Annotated in this window: 25 protein-coding genes; 16 read left to right on the forward strand and 9 right to left on the reverse strand. The window is 64.3% G+C overall.

Annotated features, from left to right (window positions below; all coding sequences use genetic code 11):
- Positions 1-23: 23 nt before the first annotated feature.
- The 3 genes from cimA (at position 24) to CK219_RS11980 (ending at position 3,631) form a co-directional block, all read left to right on the forward strand.
- On the forward strand, positions 24-1,640 hold the full coding sequence (gene cimA, locus CK219_RS11970) for a citramalate synthase (protein ID WP_095766963.1): 1,617 nt from the start codon (positions 24-26) through the stop codon (positions 1,638-1,640).
- A gap of 312 nt (positions 1,641-1,952) precedes the next feature.
- On the forward strand, positions 1,953-2,882 hold the full coding sequence (gene rarD, locus CK219_RS11975; protein WP_095766964.1) for an EamA family transporter RarD: 930 nt from the start codon (positions 1,953-1,955) through the stop codon (positions 2,880-2,882).
- Between the two features lie 62 nt (positions 2,883-2,944).
- Positions 2,945-3,631, forward strand: a complete 687-nt coding sequence (locus CK219_RS11980; RefSeq protein ID WP_095766965.1) for a glutathione S-transferase — start codon at positions 2,945-2,947, stop codon at positions 3,629-3,631.
- A 3-nt stretch (positions 3,632-3,634) separates the two neighbouring features.
- Here CK219_RS11980 and CK219_RS11985 read toward each other — a convergent pair whose 3' ends face one another.
- Both CK219_RS11985 and CK219_RS11990 read right to left on the reverse strand, forming a co-directional pair.
- Entirely contained in the window at positions 3,635-4,630 is a 996-nt protein-coding gene (locus CK219_RS11985) for a transporter (protein WP_095767182.1), read from the reverse strand.
- A 190-nt stretch (positions 4,631-4,820) separates the two neighbouring features.
- Positions 4,821-7,358, reverse strand: a complete 2,538-nt coding sequence (locus CK219_RS11990) for an EAL domain-containing protein (protein WP_245340470.1) — start codon at positions 7,356-7,358, stop codon at positions 4,821-4,823.
- A gap of 421 nt (positions 7,359-7,779) precedes the next feature.
- Here CK219_RS11990 and CK219_RS11995 point away from each other — a divergent pair, with 421 nt between their 5' ends.
- The 4 genes from CK219_RS11995 (at position 7,780) to CK219_RS12010 (ending at position 10,430) form a co-directional block, all read left to right on the forward strand.
- On the forward strand, positions 7,780-7,992 hold the full coding sequence (locus tag CK219_RS11995; RefSeq protein ID WP_095766967.1) for a DUF680 domain-containing protein: 213 nt from the start codon (positions 7,780-7,782) through the stop codon (positions 7,990-7,992).
- A gap of 312 nt (positions 7,993-8,304) precedes the next feature.
- Complete coding sequence (locus tag CK219_RS12000; protein ID WP_095766968.1) at positions 8,305-9,276, forward strand: MBL fold metallo-hydrolase; 972 nt, start codon at positions 8,305-8,307, stop codon at positions 9,274-9,276.
- A 35-nt stretch (positions 9,277-9,311) separates the two neighbouring features.
- A complete protein-coding gene (locus CK219_RS12005) occupies positions 9,312-9,773 on the forward strand; it encodes a tetratricopeptide repeat protein (RefSeq protein ID WP_095766969.1) in 462 nt (153 codons plus the stop codon).
- Positions 9,774-9,947: 174 nt separating this feature from the next.
- Positions 9,948-10,430 carry a DoxX family protein gene (locus tag CK219_RS12010; protein ID WP_095766970.1) on the forward strand — a complete coding sequence of 161 codons (483 nt, stop codon included), beginning with the start codon at positions 9,948-9,950 and terminating at the stop codon, positions 10,428-10,430.
- Positions 10,431-10,461: 31 nt separating this feature from the next.
- On the opposite strand, the gene CK219_RS12015 is transcribed toward CK219_RS12010, so the two are convergent.
- The gene (locus tag CK219_RS12015) at positions 10,462-11,244 is read right to left on the reverse strand and encodes a glucose 1-dehydrogenase (RefSeq protein ID WP_095766971.1); all 783 of its coding nucleotides are present in this window, start codon (positions 11,242-11,244) and stop codon (positions 10,462-10,464) included.
- Entirely contained in the window at positions 11,231-11,374 is a 144-nt protein-coding gene (locus CK219_RS31645) for a hypothetical protein (RefSeq protein ID WP_176476993.1), read from the reverse strand. Before CK219_RS31645 ends, CK219_RS12015 begins: the two co-directional genes overlap by 14 nt.
- Before the next feature lie 119 nt (positions 11,375-11,493).
- Between CK219_RS31645 and CK219_RS12020 the strand changes: the two genes are divergently transcribed.
- Positions 11,494-11,868, forward strand: coding sequence for a GntR family transcriptional regulator (locus CK219_RS12020; protein ID WP_095766972.1), 375 nt, complete (start codon positions 11,494-11,496; stop codon positions 11,866-11,868).
- Here CK219_RS12020 and CK219_RS12025 read toward each other — a convergent pair.
- Entirely contained in the window at positions 11,828-12,856 is a 1,029-nt protein-coding gene (locus tag CK219_RS12025; protein WP_095766973.1) for a 2OG-Fe(II) oxygenase family protein, read from the reverse strand. The two genes, CK219_RS12020 and CK219_RS12025, sit on opposite strands and share 41 nt — an antisense overlap.
- Before the next feature lie 186 nt (positions 12,857-13,042).
- The gene (locus CK219_RS12030) at positions 13,043-13,813 is read right to left on the reverse strand and encodes a pyrroline-5-carboxylate reductase (protein ID WP_095766974.1); all 771 of its coding nucleotides are present in this window, start codon (positions 13,811-13,813) and stop codon (positions 13,043-13,045) included.
- Positions 13,814-13,971: 158 nt separating this feature from the next.
- Between CK219_RS12030 and CK219_RS12035 the strand changes: the two genes are divergently transcribed.
- Positions 13,972-14,346 (forward strand): hypothetical protein, encoded by a 375-nt coding sequence (locus CK219_RS12035; RefSeq protein WP_095766975.1) that lies wholly within the window; start codon positions 13,972-13,974, stop codon positions 14,344-14,346.
- 66 nt (positions 14,347-14,412) lie between these two features.
- A complete protein-coding gene (locus CK219_RS12040; protein ID WP_095766976.1) occupies positions 14,413-15,264 on the forward strand; it encodes a hypothetical protein in 852 nt (283 codons plus the stop codon).
- A gap of 27 nt (positions 15,265-15,291) precedes the next feature.
- Here CK219_RS12040 and CK219_RS12045 read toward each other — a convergent pair whose 3' ends face one another.
- Positions 15,292-15,582, reverse strand: coding sequence for a muconolactone Delta-isomerase family protein (locus CK219_RS12045; RefSeq protein ID WP_095766977.1), 291 nt, complete (start codon positions 15,580-15,582; stop codon positions 15,292-15,294).
- Positions 15,583-15,698: 116 nt separating this feature from the next.
- On the opposite strand from CK219_RS12045, the gene CK219_RS12050 reads away from it, so the two are divergent.
- Positions 15,699-16,589: a LysR family transcriptional regulator gene (locus tag CK219_RS12050; RefSeq protein ID WP_095766978.1), complete on the forward strand. Its 891-nt coding sequence runs from the start codon at positions 15,699-15,701 to the stop codon at positions 16,587-16,589.
- Between the two features lie 76 nt (positions 16,590-16,665).
- Here CK219_RS12050 and CK219_RS12055 read toward each other — a convergent pair whose 3' ends face one another.
- The gene (locus tag CK219_RS12055; RefSeq protein WP_095766979.1) at positions 16,666-17,277 is read right to left on the reverse strand and encodes a TIGR00730 family Rossman fold protein; all 612 of its coding nucleotides are present in this window, start codon (positions 17,275-17,277) and stop codon (positions 16,666-16,668) included.
- Between the two features lie 120 nt (positions 17,278-17,397).
- Here CK219_RS12055 and CK219_RS12060 point away from each other — a divergent pair, with 120 nt between their 5' ends.
- From CK219_RS12060 to CK219_RS12075, 4 genes are all read left to right on the forward strand, one after another.
- The gene (locus CK219_RS12060) at positions 17,398-18,894 is read left to right on the forward strand and encodes a LysM peptidoglycan-binding domain-containing protein (protein ID WP_095766980.1); all 1,497 of its coding nucleotides are present in this window, start codon (positions 17,398-17,400) and stop codon (positions 18,892-18,894) included.
- Between the two features lie 300 nt (positions 18,895-19,194).
- Positions 19,195-19,530 carry a metalloregulator ArsR/SmtB family transcription factor gene (locus tag CK219_RS12065; protein ID WP_095766981.1) on the forward strand — a complete coding sequence of 112 codons (336 nt, stop codon included), beginning with the start codon at positions 19,195-19,197 and terminating at the stop codon, positions 19,528-19,530.
- The gene (locus tag CK219_RS12070) at positions 19,530-21,413 is read left to right on the forward strand and encodes an ABC transporter ATP-binding protein/permease (protein ID WP_095766982.1); all 1,884 of its coding nucleotides are present in this window, start codon (positions 19,530-19,532) and stop codon (positions 21,411-21,413) included. The genes CK219_RS12065 and CK219_RS12070 overlap by 1 nt, the downstream gene beginning before the upstream one ends.
- A 262-nt stretch (positions 21,414-21,675) precedes the next feature.
- Positions 21,676-22,017, forward strand: a complete 342-nt coding sequence (locus CK219_RS12075) for an antibiotic biosynthesis monooxygenase (RefSeq protein WP_176476994.1) — start codon at positions 21,676-21,678, stop codon at positions 22,015-22,017.
- Here CK219_RS12075 and CK219_RS12080 read toward each other — a convergent pair.
- A complete protein-coding gene (locus CK219_RS12080) occupies positions 21,993-22,865 on the reverse strand; it encodes an SMP-30/gluconolactonase/LRE family protein (protein WP_176476995.1) in 873 nt (290 codons plus the stop codon). The two genes, CK219_RS12075 and CK219_RS12080, sit on opposite strands and share 25 nt — an antisense overlap.
- Here CK219_RS12080 and CK219_RS12085 point away from each other — a divergent pair.
- Positions 22,809-23,765: a phosphatidylserine decarboxylase gene (locus tag CK219_RS12085; RefSeq protein ID WP_280950889.1), complete on the forward strand. Its 957-nt coding sequence runs from the start codon at positions 22,809-22,811 to the stop codon at positions 23,763-23,765. The two genes, CK219_RS12080 and CK219_RS12085, sit on opposite strands and share 57 nt — an antisense overlap.
- Positions 23,766-23,805 lie beyond the last annotated feature (40 nt).

Genomic DNA, 23,805 nt, shown 5'->3' on the forward strand with positions numbered 1-23,805 from the left:
TCGCAGCCTTTCGAGCTACAGCCATGACCAAGCAACGCCTTTACCTCTTCGACACGACTCTTCGCGACGGCCAGCAGACACCGGGCATCGACTTTTCCGTCGAGGACAAGATCGCGATCGCCAGGCTGCTCGACGACTTCGGCATCGACTATGTCGAGGGCGGCTATCCGGGCGCCAACCCGACCGACACGACGTTTTTCCAGAAGAAACGGACTGAGAGCGCGAAATTCGTCGCCTTCGGCATGACCAAGCGGGCAGGGGTCTCGGCTTCCAACGACCCGGGGCTGGCGGCGCTGGTGCAGTCGAAGTCGGACGCCATCTGCTTCGTCGCCAAGAGTTGGGACTATCATGTGCGCGTTGCGCTCGGCTGCACCAACGAGGAGAATCTCGAATCGATCAAGGCCTCGGTCGAGGCGGCGGTCGCTTCGGCCAAGGAGGCCATGGTCGACTGCGAGCATTTCTTCGACGGCTTCAAGGCCAATCCGGATTACGCGCTGGCCTGCGCCAAAACCGCCTACGATGCCGGCGCGCGCTGGGTGGTGCTGTGCGACACCAATGGCGGCACGCAGCCTTCGGAAGTACGTGCCATCGTCGAAAAGGTCATCGCCGGCGGCATCCCGGGCGATCATCTCGGCATCCATGCCCATGACGACACCGGCCAGGCGGTGGCGAATTCCCTCGCCGCCGTCGAAGCCGGCGTGCGTCAGATCCAGGGCACGCTGAACGGCATCGGCGAGCGCTGCGGCAACGCCAATCTCATCTCCATCATCCCGACGCTTTCGCTGAAGCCCGCCTTCGCCGATCGTTTCGAAACCGGCATTTCGACCGAGGCGCTGACCGGAATCTCCAGGCTCTCCCGCGCCTTCGACGAATTGCTCAACCGGGCGCCGGAAGCGCAGGCACCCTATGTCGGCTCCTCCGCCTTCGCCACCAAGGCCGGTATCCACGCCTCGGCCCTGGCCAAGGAGCCGGCGACCTATGAGCATGTGCCGCCGGAAGCCGTCGGCAACCGCCGTCGCGTCATGGTCTCGGACCAGGGCGGCAAGGCCAATTTCCTCGCCGAGCTGAAGCGGCGCGGCATCGACGTGCCGAAGGACGATCACCGGCTCGACGCGCTGATTGCAGTGGTCAAGGAGCGCGAGGCTGAGGGCTATGCCTATGAGGGCGCCGACGCCTCCTTCGAGCTGCTTGCCCGCAAGATGCTGCACGGCCTGCCGGAGTTCTTCAACGTCACCTCTTTCCGTTGCATGGTCGAGCGCCGCTTCGATGCCAACGGCAATCTGAAGACCGTCTCCGAGGCGATCGTGAAGGTCGAGGTCGACGGCGAGGAGAAGATGTCGGTGGCCGAAGGCCACGGCCCGGTCAACGCGCTCGACATCGCGCTGCGCAAGGATTTAGGCAAGTACCAGAGCGAGATCGTCGACCTCGAGCTCGCCGACTTCAAGGTGCGCATCCTCAACGGCGGCACCGAGGCCATCACCCGCGTTCTCGTCGAATCGCACGATTCCACTGGAGCCCGCTGGTGGACGGTCGGCGTGTCGGAAAACATCATCGACGCGTCCTTCCAGGCGCTGATGGATTCGATCGTCTACAAGCTGATGAAGAACCGCGAGATGGCGGGACTGGTGGCGGCGGAGTAGGCCACCGCCCTTCCTCGCCCCCACAAAGTGGGGGAGAGGTGTCCCGGCGCAGCCGGGACGGAGAGGGGGGCGACCTTCGCGAAGCCAGAGTCGATGCAAGAGAGGGCGTGAGGTTGGTCACCAGAATACTTACCCGAAGCGGTGATTGTCAGCCGCGGCGCTGACCCCTCTCCGTCCCGGCTTCGCCGGGCCACCTCTCCCCACTCCGTGGGGCGAGGAACTGCGACTTCCTTGAACCATCACCAAAACTCCGTTGATCCATCATAATTTTGTGATGGTCTTGGGCGCTCCGCTGGGCCATAGCGTTAGGCCATGGTCACCGCTACAGCCGATCTCGATCAGGATGCCAAAGGCCGCCGCGGCTTCCTCCTGGCGCTTGGCGCCTATTTCCTTTGGGGGCTCTTGCCCTTCTACATGAAGGCGGTGGCGCATCTGCCGCTTGCCGAGGTGATCGCCAACCGCGTCGTCTGGTCAGTGCCGATCGCCGCGGCGGTGCTCATCTGGGCCGGCCGCACCGCCGACTTCAAGGCGGCGATCCGCTCGCCGAAAAGCCTTGCCATGGCTGCGCTGACGGCAGTGCTGATCTCGATCAACTGGGGCATCTATGTCTGGGCGATCGCGGTCGACCGCACCGTCGAGACGGCGCTCGGCTATTACATCAACCCGCTGGTCAGCGTCGTCGTCGGCGCCGTTCTGCTCGGCGAACGGCTCGACAGGCTGCAGATCGCCGCGGTGGCGCTCGCCACGATCGTGGTGACGGTGCTCACAGTCGAGGCCGGCAAATTGCCATGGGTATCGCTGGCGCTCGCCTTCTCCTTTGCCGCCTATGGCTTTTTCCGCAAGACGCTGCCGATCGGCCCGAGCCAGGGCTTCCTGCTCGAAGTGCTTTTGCTTTCGGTGCCGGCGCTTTGCTACATCGTCTACCTGATCGCCACCGGCCAGGATCATTTCATCTCCAGCACCGGTGCCGACACCGCATTGCTGATCGGCTGCGGTCCCGTCACCGCGGTGCCGTTGCTGCTCTTTGCCTTCGGCGCCAGGCTGCTGCGCCTGTCCACCATCGGCATCATGCAATATATCGCGCCGACCATGGTGTTCCTGATCGCCGTGCTGATCTTCGATGAACCGTTCGGCACCACGCGGGCCATCGCCTTCGCGCTGATCTGGACGGCGCTGGCGATGTATTCATGGTCGATGTTCAGGGGCCGCGAGGTCCGCCAGCCGGAGCCCGCGATAAAGTAGCTTCCAGGGAAAGTTCGAGACAGTTTTCCGTCTAGGGTTGCATCAAACAGGGCAGGGGACTGATGTACGTTCTGCATATCGGCAACAAGAACTATTCGTCCTGGTCGCTTCGGCCGTGGTTGCTGATGCGCGTCCTCGACATTCCCTTCGAGGAGCGGTTGACGCCGTTCCCGAGCGGATCGAGTTTCGATCTCTACCGACAATTCTCGCCCAACGGCCGGGTGCCCTGCCTTATCGATGACGGCTGGGCGGTCTGGGATTCGCTCTCGATCGTCGAATACCTGGCCGAACGCCACCAGGGCGTGTGGCCGGCGGAGGCGAAGGCGCGCGCGTGGGCGCGCTCGGCCGCCGCCGAGATGCATTCGAGCTTCACCGCGATGCGCAATGACTGCCCGATGAGCTGCGGCGTGCGCGTCGCGCCATTGCCGATGTCCGGCGCGCTGAAGCACGACATCTTTCGCATGGGAGACTTGTGGAACGACGGCCTTGTGCGTTTCGGCGGACCTTTCCTGGCCGGCGACCGTTCCGGCGCCGTTGATGCCTTCTTTGCTCCCATCGCATTCAGGGCGCAGTCCTATGGCCTGACTTTCGAAGGCGAAGCGGCTAACTATCCGCGGCGGCTGCTCGATCTGCCGGCCATGCGCGAATGGTACGCGGCCGGACTTGCCGAGACGTGGCGCGAGCCTGGCCACGAAGCCGAAGTCCGTGCCGCCGGCACCATCGTCGAGGATTTGCGGGCAACAGCTTGATGGTCAGACCCGCCCGAGCCGTCGCACGAACATGTAGATGATGCCGGCGATCACGACCGAGATCGCCGTCACCACCCAGAATCCCAGCGGCGTGCCGACCAGCGGCAATCCGCCGACATTCATGCCGAACAGCCCGGAGATGATGGTCATCGGCAACAGCACCGCCGTCATGACGGAGAGGATATAGAGCAGCTGGTTCGACTGCTCGGTCAGCTTGGCCATCAGCTCGTCCTGCAACAGGCGCGTGCGCGCCTGCAGTTGCTCGCCGTCGTGATGCAGCGTGTGCGCCCGGTGCGAAAGCCGGGTCGCCATGTCGTTGATGGGGTCGGGCAGTTCGTTGCGATGCGAATGGTCGAGATGGCGGAAGAGGCTGGTGAGCGTCGCCATCTGCCGGTGGATCAGCACCAGCTGCCGGCGCGCGTCGACCAGCGCCTGGCGCTCATTGTGCCATGCATCGCACACGATGCGATCCTCGATGCCGTCGAGCGTGTCGCCCATCTTGTCGAGCTCGGCCGACATGCCGTCGAGCGACTGGCCCATCACCGCCTCGATCAGCTCGGCCGGCGTGCGGAATTTTCGCGCGCCGCTCTCCACGAGCTTGCGGATCTTGTCGACCGATTCCAGCGGCTGCTTGCGGGCGCCGATCAGCATCCTGTCGTTGAAGGCGAAGCGGAAATGGGTGAGCCCGCGCGCCTCGGCGAAATCGTGCCTGAGGTCGGGCAGGTCGCCGTAGAGGAAGTCGTCCTCGAAATCGATCTGGCAGCCATGGCTGGGTGACAGGAAGGCATCGCGCACCGGCGCCGGCAGGGCCTGCTCGGCGCCGATCTCCTGGCGGGCGCGCATGTCGGTGATCTGGTAGCTGCGCCAGCTCCAATGCGCCTCGGCGGGATCCTTGGTGCGGCTACCGTCGGCCTTGAAATGGTAGACGAAGAACAGCCCGTGCTCGTCCGGCAAATAGGGCGAGAGGTCGGTGCCTTCGGCGGGGAGGGCGATGTTCATGGCGGCTTCGCCGGCTCTTGATGCGGTCGGGGTCGCGGGGGCGGCCACGGCAAACCTACCATGGAGGTTGCCGCCTGGTGTGACAGTTCGATGACTAGAGCTGCTGTCACTCTCGACAGGGCTGTCCTATCGTTGCTGGACAACCCGCGCGGCCGGCGGCGGTGCTGTCAACGGCGGCTCGCATCGTCCGCTATGCCGTGGCCAGCCATTTGCGCGATATGGCGAAGGTCCTGAAGGATTTTGCGTCCATCGGGCGCCCGAATGCGTAGCCTTGCAGGATGTCGCAGCCGAGGTCCTTCAGGATGCGCGCATGTTCCATCGTCTCGACGCCTTCCGCCACGACGCCAATGCCGAGCGATTTGCCGATCTCGATGATTGACGACACCAGCCGCCGCTGCGCCGCCGAGCCGGTTATCGGCGTGACGAGCTGCCGGTCGATCTTGAGACGGCTCGGTTGCAGTTTGAGCAGGCTGACGACGGATGCATGGCCCGTGCCGAAATCGTCGATCTCGATGTCGATCCCGAGTTCCTTGATGTGCTCGATGTTCCAGGCGACAAGCTCGTCATTTTCGTCCAGGAAAATCGATTCCACGAGCTCGAATGAGACGGTTCCCTCCTTGATCGGCAGCTTGCGCAGGCCGTTGATCAGGTCTTTGTCCTCCAGCCTTCGTGCCGAGACGTTGACGGAAAAGCGCGGGATGTTGAGACCGTCGCGCGACCAGCGCTGGAAATTCTGCAGCGTTTGTTCGAGAATCGTGCGGTCGATCAGCGAGACCACATTCAATTCCTCGGCCACTTTGAGGAAGATGTCGGGGGCGAGGATGCCGCGTCGTGGATGGCGCCAGCGAGCCAGCGCCTCAACGCCGACGATCTCGAGGGTCTTGGCATCGAACTGTGGTTGGTAGTAGGCGATGAATTCGTTGCGCTCCAGCCCGCCCAGGATCTCGTCCGCGGTCTGCTTGGTCCTGACGATCTCGCTCTGCAACTCTTCGTTGAAGAACTCATAACGATTGCGACCGCGGCTCTTGGCTCGATAGAGCGCGAGATCGGCGTTGACCAGCAGCTGCTTTGCATCGACGCCGCTAAGCGCCGCAATCCCGATGCTGACCCCGAACCGGCATTGGTGGCCTTTATAGTCGACGGGCTGGCGCATTTCTTCGATAATACGGTCCGCCAGCGCGGCGAGTTCATTGTCATCGCGCCCCTGGCACACCACAACGAACTCGTCTCCGCCGATGCGCGCCACGAAGTCGCCTACCCGGGCGTTGGCTTTGATGACCTTCGAGGCATGCATGAGCATGGCGTCGCCCGCCGCATGGCCGAGCGTGTCGTTGATGTGCTTGAAGCGGTCGAGGTCGAGATGCAGCAGCGCAGTGCGATCCTCGGGCGAATTGGCCAGCATCTCGTCGAGGTAACGGCGATTGGGCAGGCCTGTTAGCGAATCGTGCAGCGCAACATGCTCGATGCGCGCCTTGGCGGCCTTGAGTTCGGCATTCTTCGATTCCGACAATTGCCGTTCACGCACCAGATTCTCGTTGAGCAGAACGTCGCTGGTCACGTCCCATTCGGCTCCGACCATCTTCGGCGTGCCGTCGCTGTCCTGGAAATAGCTTGCACGCGCCCGCACATGGCGGACGGTGCCGTCTGGGCGAAGCAGTCGATACTGCGACGAGTAGGGACCTTTTGCAGCCACGGCAAGGTCGAACTCGCGCTGTGCCCGTGCGATATCCTCGGGGTGGATCGCCAGTGCCCAGTCATCATAGCCGCGCGGCTTCCCGTCGGCGGGCTTGCTGTAGATCTCATTGACGCGATCGTCCCACAGCAGCTCGTCGGTGATGAGGTCTTGCTCCCACACGCCGATGCCCGAAGCCTCCAGAGCCAGTTCCAGCCTCCCGGACAGGCGCCTCAATTCGGCATAGTTTTTCTGCCTTTCGCCGAACAGCCGTCCGGCCACCAGGATGGGCAGCACCACCAGCACGGCGGCGAGCGCCATGAGCGCCTGCAAGACCCGCTCGTTCTTCGGCACGGTCGGCCAACCGCCCTTTGGGATTGCCGATATCTGCCAGGAACCGAACGGCAGCTGCACTTCTGCCGTCACCGGATTGTTCTTGACGATGTCGGCGCCACCGAAGAAGCGCTGGCCGCCACCGCCAAGCGCATCCTTTCCGGTAAGCGCCACATCTATGTCGAGACCGGGATCGGTGAGGCCGCTTGCGGCGTAGAGCCGATCGATATCGATAGCCGCCGAGACAAGGCCCCAGAAACGATCGCCGCCCCCCGCTGTCGGCACGAAGACAGGAATCCGGCCGATGAAGGCGCGCCCGCCCTGCCTGAGGTCGACGGGACCGGCAAGCACCGATATGCGCTGGTCGCGGGCCCTAAGCGCCGCCAAGCGTTGCGCCTCGTTCTTGCGGTAGTCGAGGCCGATCGCCTTCTCGTTGCCTTCCATCGGATACATCAGCGAAATGACGAGATCGGGCGCGCCGCCAATATTGCGCAACTGCGATTTCTGCTTGAAGAGATTGGCAGCGAGGGAGGCAAATCTCTGCTGCCCCATATAGGGCTCGGTGACGATGGCCGAGACGAGGCCCTGAACCAGCTGGAGATTGCCGTTGATGTTTCCTTCCAGCTTGGCGCGGATGATGTTGACCTTGTAGAGGACGTCGGCGCGCGTGAGTTGATCGGAAACCGTTTTGTTCTGCTGGTCGACGAAGATTGCGCAGATCATGAGCACGACGAAGGCAATCGCCGCCGGCACGTTGGCGGAAGAGAAAACGGCCTGCCTGATACGACCGATGTTGAAATTTGTCGCGGTCAATTCAACCCGAATAGCTTTCCTGGGCGACGCTCCGTCGATCGGAGGACGATGCGCCATCGATCGCAGTTAAAGGAAAGTGCTTAAATTAGAACTTCCATGCCCGCCTCAAGTTGCGCCATTCGCGGCCTGGAGGCTTGCCTTGAGCCAACAAACTCAAGCCATGATTAACGCCGGCTAACCGGGCCGTTCATCGCGCAAAAATCGTGATCTTCCGTTGCCTCCAAAAAATTCTTTCCGCCCCCGGGGAATAAAGCCCGGGCCTTCCGGGTCTTGGCTGTAGCGAGGCCATCCTCCCTAGGCACGCATCAACCAACCCGGAAGGAATACGCACATGAACAGAACCGCCTTTGCCGCAGTCGCCATCCTGGTTGTCACCGGCAGCGCCTTTGCCGGCAGCGACCACTTCTCCTGGACGAATGGCGGCCAGCAGGCTGCCGTCGTCGACACCACCACCACCGCCTCCATCGCGAGGCCCGAAATGGCCCGCCACGTCACGAAGCCGGCGGCCAGGATTGCTGCGGAAGAGCCCGGCCAGGGCATTTGAGGTCACTGAGCCGGCGGGACCGAAAGGTCCTCGCTCCGGAGCCCGGGGCGAAGGGTTCTGATCGCGGCGGGGAAGGCACGCCTCGCCGGGTCGGAAAACCACAAGTCCTGATCTCCTCGGCGCCGGTCGGTCTTCAGTCGGACCGGTCGGCGCCGGTTTCCGCAGTCTTGGCGGAGGGCAGCACCGGGCCCTCCGCCATTCCCTGCATGTCGCCCAAAAGTGCGCAGCGGTTTTGGGACAACGACATGCGGCAAACCAATGGACTACCGCCTGAAACCTGAAACAACCCGCAGCCATTAGAGGAGATTTCCGATGTTCAACATGACGCGTCGCATGGTGCTGGGATCCGCCGCCGCCGCTGCCGCCTTCGGCATTGCCGGCAAGCTGGAATTCGCGCCCGCGGCTTACGCCGAAACCCCGGTCGAGCCGCTGGTCGGCTTCTACAAATACAAGGTCGGCTCGCTCGAGGTCACCGCCGTCTATGACGGCATTTGGCGCAAGCCCCACGACCCGGCCTTCATCAAGGACGTGTCGGTCGACGATACCAAGGCGGCGCTCGCCAAGGCGGGACTGACCACCGAGTTCATGCCGATCCCGCTCACCGTCGTGGTGCTCAAGATGAATGGCCGCACTATCATGATGGACGCCGGCTCCGGCGTCGGCCAGTGGCAGGCCAACGCCACGCATCTGCCGGCCAACATGAAGGCGGCCGGCATCGACTACAAGGCGATCGACACCATCATGATCTCGCATTTCCATCCGGACCATGTCTGGGGCCTGATGGAAAAGGGCACCAACGATCCGGTGTTCCCGAATGCCGAGCTGATCGTCAACGCCACCGAGTATAATTGGTGGACCGATCCGAGCCGGCTGGCCAAGCTGCCCGAGGGCCGCAAGCCGGCGGGCAAGCGCATCGCTGAGAACTTCCCGAAATGGAAGAACTGGAAGCTGGTCGACGACGGCACTGAAGTGGTGCCCGGCATCCGCATCATGGCGGCGCCCGGCCACACGCCCGGCCATTCCGTCTACCATGTCGATGCCGGCTCCGAGCAGTTCCTCGTCTCGGCCGACACCATGTACGTGCCTGCGCTGCTCGCCCCGCATCCCGAATGGCAGGGCGCCTACGACCAGGACGGGCCGATGGCGATCGCCACGCGCCACAAGATCATCGACCAGGTGATTGCCGACAATGTCCGCATCTGCGGCTCCCACTTCCCGTTCCCCGGCACAGGCAGCTTCGTCAAGGACGGCAATGCCTACGCCTTCACCCCAACCGAGATCTGATCTGAATCGGATCCTGAACAGAAGGCGACAACTCAATGAAACACGCACTTTTCGCGGTGCTCGGCGCCATTGCGGCCTTGACGGCGGCCCCGATCGCCATCGCCGTTCCGGCCTATGCCGTGGACGACATCGAAGGCGCCGACGCGCCGGACCTGACGGCGGTGAAGGCCAAGATCGAGGCCAAGGACTATCAAAGCGCGCTGGCCGACCTGCGCGACCTCGCGCAGGACACGCAGCAGGCCGACGTCTACAACCTGCTCGGCTTCACGCTGCGCAAGACCGGCGACTACCAGACCTCGCTCACCTACTACACCAAGGCGCTGGAGCTTCAGCCCGACCACAAGGCGGCGCATGAATATCTGGGCGAGCTCTATGTCGAGACCGGCGACATGGCCAAGGCCAGTGAGCAGCTCGCCTCGCTGCAAAAGCTCTGTCCGGCCGGCTGCGAGGAGCTTGCCGATCTCAAGCAGGCGATCGCCACCAAGGTGACGAAATAGGCGGCTCGCAAGAGCTCGCCACCTTTTGGGCGCCACGGCGGTAGCGCCCGAAAACCGGAGCCGGCGTTCCTCTCCCTCGCGCCGGCTCCGATCTTTCAATCTCAAGCGCACCTGCATGGACGCGGGCGACCGCCCATTTTCCAAACTGCCTGTTTCCAAAGACTGGAGCCGACTATGACACCGATCAGACTTGCCGAAAAACTTCACGCCAGCGACGTCGTCCTGCTTGCCGGCCGGCTGCTGCTGTCGCTGATCTTCGTGCATGAAGGCCTGCAGCTGGCGACCCATTTCGAGGGCGCTGAGAAGGCGATGGCCGCGCTCGGCGTCGGCACGCCGCTGCTTCTCGCCACCATCGCGTTGCAGCTCGGCGCCGGCCTGTCGGTGGCGCTCGGCATCCTGGCGCGGTTGGGCGCGATCGGGCTCGGCCTGTTCTGCCTGATGACGGCCGGCCTCTTCCACACCAATTTCGCCAGCCAGAACGAATTGCTGCATTTCGAGAAGGACCTCGCCATTGCCGGCGGCATGTTCATCCTGGCGCTCGCCGGTTCGGGCAGGCTGTCGATGGACAGGGTGCTGACTGGGTTCGCGAAGGACACCAAGATCGATCCGCCCGTCGAGCAGCATCCGTCGGTGGGGGAGACGAGCTTGCCGGTTTGAGACGCGGGTCCGCGTGAGGTGAGGGCGGCCTCTACAACACGCTCGTGATCCCGCCATCCACCAGCAGCGTCTGTCCCGTCACGAAGCTTGCCGCATCCGACGCCAGGAAAACCGCCGCGCCCGCCAACTCTTCGACATCGCCCCAGCGCCGCATCGGGGTGCGGCCGGCGAGCCAGGTGGAGAATTTCTCGTCGGCGACCAATGCTGCGTTGAGCTCGGTCTTGAAATAGCCGGGCGCGATGGCGTTGACGCGCACGCCATGCTGGCCCCATTCGCCGGCCATCGACTTGGTCAGCATGGTGATGGCGCCCTTGCTCGCCGCGTAAGGCGCGATCGAGGGCCGGGCGAGCGCGCTCTGCACCGACGACACGTTGATGATCACGCCCTTGCCGCGCGCAATCATCCCTTTGACCGTCGCCCGGCTCACCTTGAACACGCCGTCGAGGTTGGTCGCCATCAGCGCGTCCCAGTCTGCATCGGAAAAGGTCTCCAGAGGCGCGCGGCGCTGGATGCCGGCATTGTTGACCAGGATGTCGATCGGCGCGGTGCCGGCTTCGCTCGCCGCGATCGCCGCGTCGACCGACTGCGTGTCGGTTACGTCGATAACCGCTTCCGTCACCGTGTAGCCTTCGGCGCGCAAACGGTCGCCGGCGGCCTTCAACTCGTCGGCCTTGCGGCCGCCGATTGTGACGCGTGCGCCCGCAGCAGCTAACGCCTCAGCGAAAGCGAGCCCCAGCCCGCGGCTGGCGCCGGTGACGAAGGCATGCCGGCCTTCAAGGCCGAAGAGACGGCCGAGATAATCAGTCGAACGCAATTTGCACCTTCATCGATTGCGATTTGTCGCTGGCCAGTTTGACCTTGCGGGCCTCGGCGAGCGGCAAATGTTGCTGAGCAGAGGTGCCGGGATCCTTCCTCGCACAGCTAGCAGCAAAGCCCGGCTCCATTCAACCGATTCATCTGATAAATCGGACTAACAAGCGGGCTGTGCCGCCCTGGCAATTAGTCGGTGCGGTCGATCCCGCACGTGTAACACTCGGCGGCAGACTTGAACGGGCCGGGACAAATGGCGGGCAACCAGACCTCATCGGTGACGGATGACATAACCAACAGTCTCGGCCGCGAGATACTCGGCGGGCTGTTTCCGCCCGGCGCGACGCTGCTTGGCGAGGAAGAGATCTGCGCCCGCTTCGGCGCCAGCCGAAGTGCCGCGCGCGAAGCGGTGAAGATCCTGTCGGCCAAGGGCCTGCTGCTCACCCGCCCTCGGCGAGGGTCGCGCTTCCGCCCGCTGAAGGACTGGAATTTCCTCGACCCTTCGGTGCTGGGCTGGTTGCGCGCCTGTGCCACCCCGCGCCATTTCATCATCGAGCTTCTGCCGCGCTCTCGGCAGGCATTGGCATTCAGGCGGCGGCCGGCCGCCTTGGCTTGCGCAAAGTCTTGACGCCGGCCATCTCGACGAAATTGGTCGCCGACTCCCACAGATAATCGCCATAGAGAAACGGCGCGAAGTCGCTGGCGCCTTCGATCGGCAGCGGCGCGATCTCGGCGTCGACGCGCGGCTCGTAGAAGAAGGGAATGGAGTAACGCGCCGTCTTCGGCGCGATCACCCGGTGGCGCGTCGCCTGCACCACGCCGCCCGTCCAGCGTTCCAGCAACTGGCCGAAATTCACCGCCAGCGTGCCGTCGGCGGGCGGCACGTCGATCCATTCGCCGGCATGGCTCCTGGCCTGCAGGCCTTCGACGCCGTCCTGCGCTAAAAGTGTCACGAAGCCGGAATCGGCATGCTCACGGCCGATGACCAGCCGCCGCTCGCCCTTGTGCATGACCCAATATTCAGGCTTCGACAGGTCGACCGCGCCATCCTCGCTGCGCAGCGGATAGCGGATCAGCCTGAGCGTCGAGATGCCGCCCCGGAAATGGCCGTCGAAAATGTCGTCCTCAAGCCCGAGGCTGCGCGCGATCGAGCCCATCAGCGCCGCGCCGACCTTCTCCATCGAGCGGTAGTAATGCGCGGCGGCCGCCTTCCATCCTGGAACATCGGCCTCGGCGGGAAGCGGCGTGCGCTCGAGCAGCGGATCGTCGGGCGCGAACCCGGCGTCGGCATGGGCGATGTCCGGCCCCATGTCGATGCCTTCCTTGTAGGACACCGCGGTCGGCTGCAGCGGGAACCAGCCGCGATAATAGTTCGATTTCGACGGGTCGAAATTCCAGCGCAGCAGCTTCCGCTTTTCCGCATCCGGCAAATCGAAGATTTTCAGGAGCTCGCCGCGCCGCTCGCGCGTCAGAAGCTCCGCGCCCGGAAAGCCGCGCGCGGTCATGAAGCCGATGCCGGAGGCAGCAGTGAAGATCTGGCGGTCGGCCCCGTCGCGTGCGGGCGAAGTCGGGCCGAACAGCGGCGCGATGTCGATGGCGGGGATAGTGTCACTCATCTCATGATCCTAGCGGTTCTTGGGAGCCGTATGCCGCAATCGTGGAGAAGCGCATGCGCGATGACAAGCCGCGGCAGAGTTGGCGTTGTTCGAGCGGTCGGGCTTGGCGACCGGCTCAGCGCGCCGAGGCCGTCGCCGCGGATGCTGCCGGCTGAGTGATCGGCAATCGCCGCTTGGGTCCTCCGGCTACTTCCCCGCAATGCGCCGATGAACCCGCTCTAGGCTGTCCGCGAAGGCATCGAATGTTCCGCGCTCGGTCAGCTCGCGCAGCACCTGCTCGTTGATGCCGCCGCGCGTCGCATAGTCCTGCGCAAGATGCATGAAATCTTCGTCCGGCGCCGTATCCGGCGCATTGGCCAGCGCCTTGAAGATGCTGGTGATGTAGTCGCGTGCCCTGTCGCCCGAAACACCCTGGCTGCGCACCCAGGCGTGGATCGTGTCGAGATATTTGAAATAGCTGGCATAGGTCGCGGTGACGACGCTCAGCGCATCGAACTCGCTTTGGTCCTCGACCTCGATCACCCCGCCCAGCCTGCCGAAGAACGCCGCCGCCATCGGGTCCGGCGGGCAGATGATCGTCGCGCCCTGCAGCCGGGCGATCATCGGCATGGGCAGGGCTTTCGTCACCTGTGCCGCTGGCGCGACAAGCGCGGCGATCTCCTCGCGCGACACGGTGGCGATCAGGCTGACGACGTGATGGTCCGGCCGGAACCGCAGTTCCTTCAGCACCTCGCGCGCGATCTGCGGCCGCACCGCCAGCATCACGGTGTCGCAGTCGTCGAGCACGGCCTGGTTGTCGGTAGCGATGCGCACGTCCGGATAACGCGCGGCAAGCTCGGCGGCTATCGCCTCGTTGCGCGGCGAGACCACCACCGGCGTCGTCTCCCCCGGCAGCGATTTCAGCCCGGCGACAATGGCCGAGCTCAACGCGCCCGTGCCGACAAAGCCAAGTTTCATGGAAGTTTTCGCCTCTGTTTCGGATAGCCGCCGACAATAGCGACGGTTCCGTTGCCGGCAAGGGAGGCCCGTCCGACTGCGCTGGCAAGGATTCCAACTGTTACGCGCAACTAAGGCCAGACTGATAGATTCCGGGGCATTCGATCGGGGGTGTGGCCATGAGCCAGCGCGCGTTCATCACTCTGCTCGTCCTGATGGCGGTGCTTGTGGCACTGTCGGCCACATCGTTCCTGGGCGCCATGATCGGCTTCCTGTTCGGCATTGCCATTGCCTTCTTCGTTGCCGGGCCGGTGATGCTGACCGGCAAGGTGCTCGAGAAAAACGGGATTGCGATATCCGGCCAGACAGCCCTGTGGGTGCTCGCCGGCTTTTATGCGCTGCTCATTCTCGCCGCGGCATTCCAGATCTGGCGCCGGTTTCAGCGCCACGAGCCGGACCAAGCGCGATCCGCGGGGATGCGGCTGGCGCTGCTCGTCGCGCTTCCCGCGATGGCGTGGCTGTCTCTGAATGCGATGCAGGACGCCTGGCCGTGAGGCATCTAGGCTAGGTCGCAACAAACTGGCAGGATGGCTCGATCAACGCGATTTGGGGGCAATCGCATGACTTTGCTTCAATTTCCGGTCACCGGCGAACAGGTCTCGAACGATGAGACGGAAGAGGTCATCCGCGAGGCCGAACCGCATCGCGCCCTGGTACGCTACCGCTCCGATGGCGGCGAGCTCTTCATCCATACGCGGGTGAACATGGCGCTGCTGCGGGCCGCCGCCTCGCTGCCGATCCTGCGCCTGAAGCTCGCGCCACGCGCAGACGAGTTGACGGCGCGAGACGCTCTGCTGACGCCCGAGGGATCGCAGCGAAGCTACGCTTTCCTCGAAAAGCTTTGCCAGGATCTGGCTGCCGCAAACTGCCCAGCCTGTTATATCGCCGAACAGCATGGCGAGGGCGGCCGCGATTTCTATTTTACGACCGAAGACATTGCCGGTTTCGAACGGATAGCTGGCAAGACCGCTGAGGCGCTGGCCTTTCCGCTCACGCTGGAACAGCATTCGCTTGCCGCGCTGGCGCCGCTCATCCTTCCCGCCGAGGCGATAGGCGACCTCCGGCTGGAAGTCGCCGCGGATGCCCGCATCCGGCCGACACGCTTCGAGTTCTGGGGCGCCGAGCCTTCTCTGGCGAAGCTGCGCGCCGAACTTGAAAAGCGCGGCTACCGCTTCTTGAGTCTGGAGATAGTCTCGCGTGAGCTAAGGATGGCGAAGGACGTGCCGATCGACGGCGAGGGTTTCGGCTCCGTGCTGAAGGAAATCGTTCCGCTGGCAAGGTCGCTGCAATGCAGCTATCGCGGTACCGAGACCGTCGAAGGCCACGAACAGTTCCTGCTCACCCGCCCTCTGCCCGAGCGCTACAGCGGCGCGCGCCCCGGGCTTTTCAGTCGTCTTTTCGGTCGCGGGTAGGCTGACAGGTGGGCCGCCGCAGCTGCTTTACCGCTTCGGCCCGAAACCGGGATAGGGGTTGAGCGGCACGATGGCCGCGATGTCCATCATGCCTGCCTCGATCAGCGGCAGCGTGGCAAGGTGGCCGCGCACCTCCTTTTCGTCTGCCGCCTCGAACATCATGCCGCTGCCGGGAACGTCGCCGCGGTTCCAGATCTGGCGCACGGCGCCTTGGACGTAGAGCGTCTTGCGCTGTTCGGATTCGGGCGGCAGCAGCGGCGCGAAGTCGGCGTCACCGAACTTCTGAGTGTTGCGGGTGAGAAGGGCAAAGAACTGCATGGCGATCTCCTTGGTGGCCGGTTGATGCTGGAGGTATCGCTCCCGCTGGTCAGACTGTCCAAGACTGATTAGGCTAAAATTAAGACCTTTGAGGACTTGAGTGGGGGAGGGTAAAAATGCTCGACCTGCGTCAGATCAGATATTTCGTGGCCGTGGCTGAGGCCGGCAATGTCGGCCGTGCCGCCGAGCAGTTGCACATCTCGCAATCGCCCTTGAGCCGGCAGATCATCCAGCTCGAGGAACAGCTCGGTGTCGCCTTGTTCGAGCGGGCGAAGCAGCGTGTCCACCTCAATGCCGAAGGCAGGGCCTTTCTTGCCGAAGCCCGAGCGCTGCTTGCCAATGCTGCGCGGCTGGAAGAGCTCGGCCGCAACCTTGCCAGCGGCGCCACAGGCAGCCTCGCCATCGGCTATGTCGAAGGCGCGGTGCATGCGGGGCTGATCGCGGACATGCTGCGGGATTTTCGCCGCGCGCGGCCGGATTTTCATCTACAGTTGCGCAGCCGGCGGACGGCTGCGCAGTTCGAAGATCTGAGGCAGCGCGTCCTCGACCTCGGTTTCGTCTATGCGCCGGCGCCGCAAGGCGATCCGAATATCGAGAGCATATTGGTGCGGCGCGAGCCGTTGGTTCTGGCAATGCCGGAAGGCGATCCGCTCGCCGATGTCGCCGACATCGCGCCCCGCCATCTCGACGGCCGCGTTTGGATCACAGTCGTGCGCCAGCCCGGCGACACCAACCGCGCGCAGTTCCTGGTGGCCTGCGCCGAATCCGGTTTCATGCCCGATATCGCCTATGAGACGGCCGATCCCTTGACCTCGCTTGGCCTGGTCAGCGCTGGGCTGGGGCTGGCGACGGTACAGGAAAGCCTGCGCTCGACCGCGCCTCCCGGCATCGTCTTCCGGGACCTGTTCTGGTTCAAGCGCAGCGTTGAGATCCACCTTGCCTGGCGGCGCAATGATCGGAGGGCGGCGATTGCGGATTTGAGGAGGGCAGTAGGCAGTAGGCAGTAGGCAGTAGGCAGTAGGCAGTAGGCAGTAGGCAGTAGGGGTCGTCTTTCGCTATTGCCTACTGCCCAATCCCTATTGCCTACATTTTGTCGATCACCGACTGCACCCCTTCAGTCGGCGCGTCGACCGACGAGCCCGCCACCATGATGGCGGCGACGATCGCTTCCGGGTCGTCAACCACCAGTGGCTTCACCTTATGCGCGGTGTGGATGAAGCCTTCCTCGGACATATGCTCGATCAGCGTCAGCATCGGGTCCCAGAAACCTTTGACGTTGGCGAAGACGATCGGCTTGCGATGGTGGCCGAGCTGCGCCCAGGTCATGATCTCGACGATCTCTTCGACCGTGCCGATGCCGCCCGGCAGCGCCACAAAGGCGTCGGATTTCTCGAACATGCTGTGCTTGCGCTCGTGCATGTTGTCGGTGATCAAGAGTTCGTCGAGCTTGTCGAGCGCGGTCTCGGTCGCCTCCTTGTTGATCAGGAAGCGCGGGATGATGCCGGTGACCTTGCCGCCGGCCTTGAGCGCGCCGTCGGCGACAGCGCCCATGATGCCCTTGGTGCCGCCGCCATAGATGAGGCGCAACCCGGATTTGGCAAGCGAGCGGCCAAGTGTGTGGCCGGCCTTGATATAGGCCTCGTCGCGGCCCGGAGACGAGCCGCAATAGACGCAGACGGATCGAATCGTGTTCATGGCGATGATTGGTGATGGGGACGGTCGGCCGGGTCAAGCCCGCGGACGGGCTTTTTCTTGTCGGACTCGGGAAAACACGCTAGACCGGGCGTTAGGTGGCTAAGGGGGCAATACGGAATTATGGCGATCAATCCTTCTAAGGCGTTTTTGTTCGCGGCGGGTGGCGTTGTCGCCGTCGTGGCGGTCGCCTACGGCTCGGGCGCGCTCGACCCTTATATCAACGACCAGAAGCCGGCGCAGGTCGCGGTGCTGCCGCAGACCGATGCGAAACCGGCTGAATCCTCGAGCACCGGCACAGAGGCGCGCGTGCCCCAGGCTCCGGCAAACACAATGGCTCCGGCGAACACGATGGCGCCAGCCAACACCATGGCGCCCGCCAATAAGATGGCGCCGGCCGCCCAGGCGCCCGCCGCCGGCCCGACATTGCCGACCTTCGATGTCGTGCGCGTCGAGGGCAATGGCTCGATCGTCGTCGCCGGCAGCGCCGCGCCCAACGCCAAGGTCGAGATCTTGAATGGCGGCACGGTGCTCGGCTCGACCGAGTCCGGACCCGACGGCGCCTTCGCCATCGTGCTCGACGATCCGCTGAAGCCCGGCGACTATACGATCACGCTGCGCCAGACGGTTGGCGGCATTGCCGTTGCCTCGGCCCAGACCGCCGTCGTGTCGGTGCCGCAGAGCCCGACCGGCCAGGTGCTGGCCATGGTTGAGGAGCCGGGCAAGGCCTCGCAACTGATCACCGTTCCTGAGACTGAGAGCAAGCCGGCGGCGCCGGCCGCGACCGATCAGGCAGCGGCGCCTGCGACCCAGGCACCGACCGCGCCGGCGGCATCGGGCACGGCCTCGGCGCCGGCCGCGACCGCGCCGGCCGCCACAGACCAAGCGACCGCGCCGGCTGCGGCCGCCGCGGCGGAGCCCAAGATCGCGGTCGAAGCGGTCGAAATCGACGGCAGCAAGATCTTCGTCGCCGGCACGGCCGATCCCGGCCGCAAGGTGCGCGCCTATGCCGACGCCATCCTGCTCGGCGACGCCAAGACTTCGGCCGACGGGCATTTCCTGATCGAAGCGACGCGCGACATTCCGGTCGGCAGCTACACTATCCATGTCGACGGCCTGGACAATGACGGCGTCAAGGTCGTCGCCCGCGCTGCCGTCCCGTTCGAGCGCGAGGCCGGCGCGTCGGTCGCCGCCGTCGCCCCAAGCAAGACAAAGCCGGCCGAGGCCAAGCCGGCCGAGACCAAGACCGCCGAAATCACGACCGACACAGCAACGGCCGAAGCGGCCAAGCCCGCCCCGGCCGCCGGGGGCGCTGCCAAGGTTGCCGAGGCGACGCCCTCGACCGACGTGCCCGAAACGGTCGCGCCAAAGCTCGAACATGCCGACAGCTCCGTCATCATCCGCCGCAACGACACGCTCTGGCGCATCTCGCGCCGCGTCTACGGCCATGGCACGCGCTTCTCGACGATCTATCTGGCCAACAAGGACCAGATCCGCGATCCCGATCGCATCTGGCCAGGCCAGGTGTTCAAGGTGCCCTCGACTTCGAAGGAAGGCGAGGCCGCCGACATGAAGGCCATGGGCGAGCAGATGACAGCCGCGCCGGCGAAGACGGAGTGAGGCACTTCGTCATTCTAGGGCGGAGCAAGGAGCAAAGCGACGCGCGCAGACCCTAGAATCCATGCCGTGACATAAAGGCGATGCCACGGTGCAGACCTGTCTTTTTCAGGCATCCTACGGAGTTCCATTCTCGATCGCGGCATCTCGCGCGCACGTCCCGGCATGGATTCTAGGGTCTACGCGACGCTTCGCGTCGCTACGCCCTAGAATGACGAACGAGAGGGCTGCGATCTCCTTCAACAAATCTACCCATGCGCCTAGCTTGCCCTCTCACCGTTCATCGTCTATCGCCGATGAACGATGTCCGAATCCCCCGAGACCCGCTGCACCGAAAGCCGTGCCATTGCCGCGCGGCTGGCGGCGCTGTCGCATCCGGCGCGCATCGAGATCCTGAAACATCTCTCGGCCAGCCGCTGCTGCTCCTGCCGTGAGGTGGTCGATCACCTCGATCTCGCACAGTCGACCGTTTCGCAGCATCTGAAGATACTGGTCGAGGCCGGACTCGTCCGCTTCGAGACCGACCGCCAGCGCTCGCGCTACGCGGTCGACCACGCCGCGCTTGCGGGCGTCTCCGCTTCGCTCACCCAGCTCGTCAACTCCTGCTGCCCCAGCCTCTCACCCATAAGGCAAGACTAGTGGCCGAAAAGACCGTATCCGCCGAAGCCGGCACCCTCACCACTTTGCGCAATCTGTGGCCCTATATGTGGCCGGCCGACCGCGCCGATCTCAGAGCCCGCGTCACCTGGGCGACGCTGCTTCTGGTCGTCGCCAAGGTCACATTGGTCGCCGGCCCCTATTTCTTCAAATGGGCGACCGATGCGCTGGCCCATGGCTCGAAGACACCGCCGCCGCTGCCATCCTTCCTGCTGGCGCCGGTGGCGCTGGTCATCGCCTATAACGTGCTGCGCCTGATCCAGCTCGGCTTCAACCAGCTGCGCGACGCGCTGTTCGCCCGTGTCGGCCAGTATGCGGTGCGCCAGCTCGCCTTCCGCACCTTCGTCCACATGCATCAGCTGTCGCTGCGCTTCCATCTCGAGCGCCGCACCGGCGGCCTGTCGCGCATCATCGAGCGCGGCACCAAGGGCATCGAGACCATCGTGCGCTTCATCATGCTGAACACCGCGCCGACCATCCTCGAATTCGCGCTGACGGCCGGCATATTTGCCTTCACCTATGGCTGGAAATACGTCGCCGTGGTCGCCGTCACCGTCAGCCTCTATGTCTGGTTCACCGTCAAGGCGAGCGACTGGCGCATCTCGATCCGCCGCGACATGAACGACAGCGACACCGACGCCAACACCAAGGCGATCGACTCGCTGCTCAACTTCGAGACGGTCAAATATTTCACCAATGAGCACATGGAGGCCGAGCGCTTCGACCGCTCGATGGCACGCTACGAGCTCGCCGCGACGAAAACCTGGACATCGCTCGGCTGGCTGAATTTCGGCCAGGGCCTCATCTTCGGTCTCGGCACGGTCATCGTCATGTGCATGTCGGCGCTGGAGGTGCAGGCCGGCAGGCAGACGGTGGGCGACTTCGTCTTCATCAACGCCATGCTGATCCAGCTTTCGGTGCCGCTCAACTTCATCGGCTTCATCTACCGCGAAATAAGGCAGGGGTTGACCGATATCGAGCATATGTTCGACCTGCTCGACGTGCCCCAGGAGATCGTCGACAAGCCGGATGCCAGGCCTTTGAAGGTCGGGCCCGGCAAGGTCGAATTCCGCGACGTGCATTTCTCCTATGATCCCAGCCGCAAGATCCTGAAAGGCGTCTCCTTCGAGGTGCCGGCCGGCAAGACCGTGGCCATCGTCGGCCCGTCCGGCGCCGGCAAGTCGACCATCTCCCGGCTGCTGTTCCGTTTCTACGACGTTCAGGGCGGCCAGGTGCTGATCGACGGCCAGGACATCCGCGACGTCACGCAGGAGAGCCTGCGGGCGGTGCTCGGCATGGTGCCGCAGGACACCGTGCTGTTCAACGACACCATCGCCTACAACATACGCTACGGTCGTGTCGGCGCCGGCGAGGAGGAGGTGCGCAAAGCGGCCGAGCTCGCCCAGATCGGCCCGTTCATCCAGAAGCTGCCCGAGGGCTACAAGTCGATGGTCGGTGAGCGCGGGCTGAAATTGTCGGGCGGCGAGAAGCAGCGCGTGGCGATCGCCCGCACCATCCTCAAGGCGCCCCCGATCCTGATGCTGGACGAGGCGACCTCAGCGCTGGACACCCAGACCGAGCAGGAGATCCAGGCAGCGCTCGACCTGGTCAGCAAGGGCCGCACCACGATCGTGATTGCCCACCGGCTGTCTACGGTGATTTCGGCCGACGAGATCATCGTGCTGAAGGACGGCCAGATCGCCGAGCGCGGCACCCATGCGGCGCTGCTTGCCAAGCACGGCCTCTACGCCTCGATGTGGGACCGCCAGCGCGAGGCGACCGAAGCCGAGGAGCGCCTGCGCATCGCGCGCGAGGGCGACGAGCTTGGGGTGATTGTGAGGAGAAGGACGTCGGAGGTGAGCTAGTGCCTGTTCACCTTCTCCCCCTGTGGGAGAAGGTGGATCGGCGCGCAGCGCCGAGACGGTTGAGGGGTGTTCCAGGGAACGCCCACGTCTCACCTCTTCCAACACCCCTCATCCGACCGAGCTTCGCTCGGCCACCTTCTCCCACAAGGGGAGAAGGTAAAGTCGGCGCCAAATTCCCCCTTGACCTCAACCTATCTTGAGCTTGCAAACCAACCTCCGAGCCACCTGCCAGGCAAACCTTCCAAATCGGAGATGGATGAAAATGAGCACCAACAATCACCGCACCGGTAGCGTGTTCCGGGTCGACAAATTCGTCGTGCCGGCGCAAGCGCGCGACGAAATCCTCAGCAAGGCCAGGATGACGCATGAACTGCTGCGTCAGCAGGAGGGTTTCGTGCAGGACTTCCTGCTTGAGCAATTTTCCGGCCCCGGCGAGTTCAACCTTGTCACCATGGTCGAATGGGAAAACCAGGCCGCGGTCGACAGGGTGGTGCCGATCGTCAAGGCAGCGCACGAGCGCATCGCCTTCAGCGCGCAGGAAACGATCGCCCGCCTCGGCGTCAAGGCCGACATAGCCAACTATCGGCGCGTGCCCGAACTATAGGAAGGCCACCCGGCTCCGGGCACCGAAACAGCGGCGCTCAGCACCTGGCCGGTGCGGGCGTCGCTCACCATGTTTCCGAACCCGCGCCATTCGGCGGCGGCGATGAACAACGTCCTGCCGTCGGAGCCGCCCAGCATGCAGGCAAAGCAGCCGCGATCGACCTCGACCCTGTCGATTTTCTCGCCGCCCTCGCGAACCCTGACACAGTGGCGGTTCGGCACGTCGGCATACCAGACACAGCCTTCGGCATCGATGCAGATCCCGTCGGGATAGTCGTTGCCGAGATCGGCCCAGACGCGCCGCTTGGAAAGGCTCCCATCTTCGGCGATGTCGAAGGCGGTCAATCGGTTGGCGTGGGATTCAGCGACGATCAGCGTCTGATTGTCCGGCGTCACCGCCATGCCGTTGGCAAAGGCGATATCCTCGGCGACCTGCCGCACGCTGCCGTCCGCTGCGACCAGCACGATCGTGCCCGGTCCGAAATGCTCGCCCGGCGCCGGTGCCGGCCCGCCGCCATTGACATAGATGTTGCCGCGCCCATCGACGACGATTTCGTTCCAGGGGTTCTTCGACAGATGCCTCAGATCGGCATGGGTGACGAGCGTCCCGCCTGCCTCCTGCCTCAGCAGCAGGCCTTCCCGTCCCGAGACCACCAGAAGCCTCCCGTCCGGCAGCCAGTCGATCGAATAGGGCAGGACAGCCGGGACGGTAAGCATCAACTCGCTCCGGCCATTTTCGTCTAGCACGACGATCTCGCCGGTGCCCCAGTTGCAGAGCCAGAGGCGGCCGTCATGCCAGCGCGGAGACTCGCCGAAGGCGAGGCCTTCGGTGATGATATTGGCACTCATTGCAGACGGTTTCTGCGAAGGCATTTGGCGGGCTCCCTGGGTGTCCACTCGCCAAGGACGCGCGACGGAGCCGAGTTCCGACACCCGGAGCAAAATTTAGGCTTGCACGCCGGCGTTGCTGCCTCCCCCATTGTTGCGTTGCGGGGAGGGGGGCTTTCCGCTATTGAGGCGCAACCTGAAACAGGGACCGCCCCAAGCCCTATGACGCTTCTCGACTCGGTCAAGAATACGTTCGTTCCGATCCATCGCGAAGGCTACCCCTTCATCGCCGCCTTCGCCGCGGCCACGCTCTTCCTCGGCTATTTCTCCTCGGTCCTGTTCTGGATCGGACTGATCCTCACCGCATGGTGCGTCTATTTCTACCGCGACCCCGAGCGCGTCACCCCGGTCGACGACCGGCTGGTGGTGAGCCCGGCCGATGGCGTGGTCTCGGCGGTCGGCCCCGCCGTGCCGCCGAGCGAGCTCGGGCTGGGCTCCGGCGAGATGACCCGGATCTCGGTGTTCATGAATGTGTTTTCCTGCCACATCAACCGCGCTCCGGTGCGCGGCCGGATCACGCGCATCGAGCACAAGCCCGGCAAATTCCTCAATGCCGAGCTCGACAAGGCAAGCGCGGAGAACGAGCGCAACGGCCTGGTCATCGACAGCCCCAATGGCACCATTGCCGCCGTCCAGATCGCCGGCCTTGTGGCGCGCCGCATCGTCTGCTGGGCCGAGGCCGGCGGTACTATCGCGATAGGCGAGCGTTTCGGCCTGATCCGCTTCGGCTCGCGCGTCGACGTCTTCCTGCCGTCGGGCGCCGTGCCGCGCGTCGCGGTCGGCCAGACGGCGGTCGGCGGCGAGACCGTGCTTGCCGAATTCGGCGGCACCGCGGTCACGCCCTTGGTCAGGGTTTCCTGAGCGTTGGGCGCGCCGTTCAAGAAATTCGAAGCCCATGCCA

It is taken from the genome of Mesorhizobium sp. WSM4313 (genome assembly GCF_002294725.1).
Lineage (GTDB): Bacteria > Pseudomonadota > Alphaproteobacteria > Rhizobiales > Rhizobiaceae > Mesorhizobium.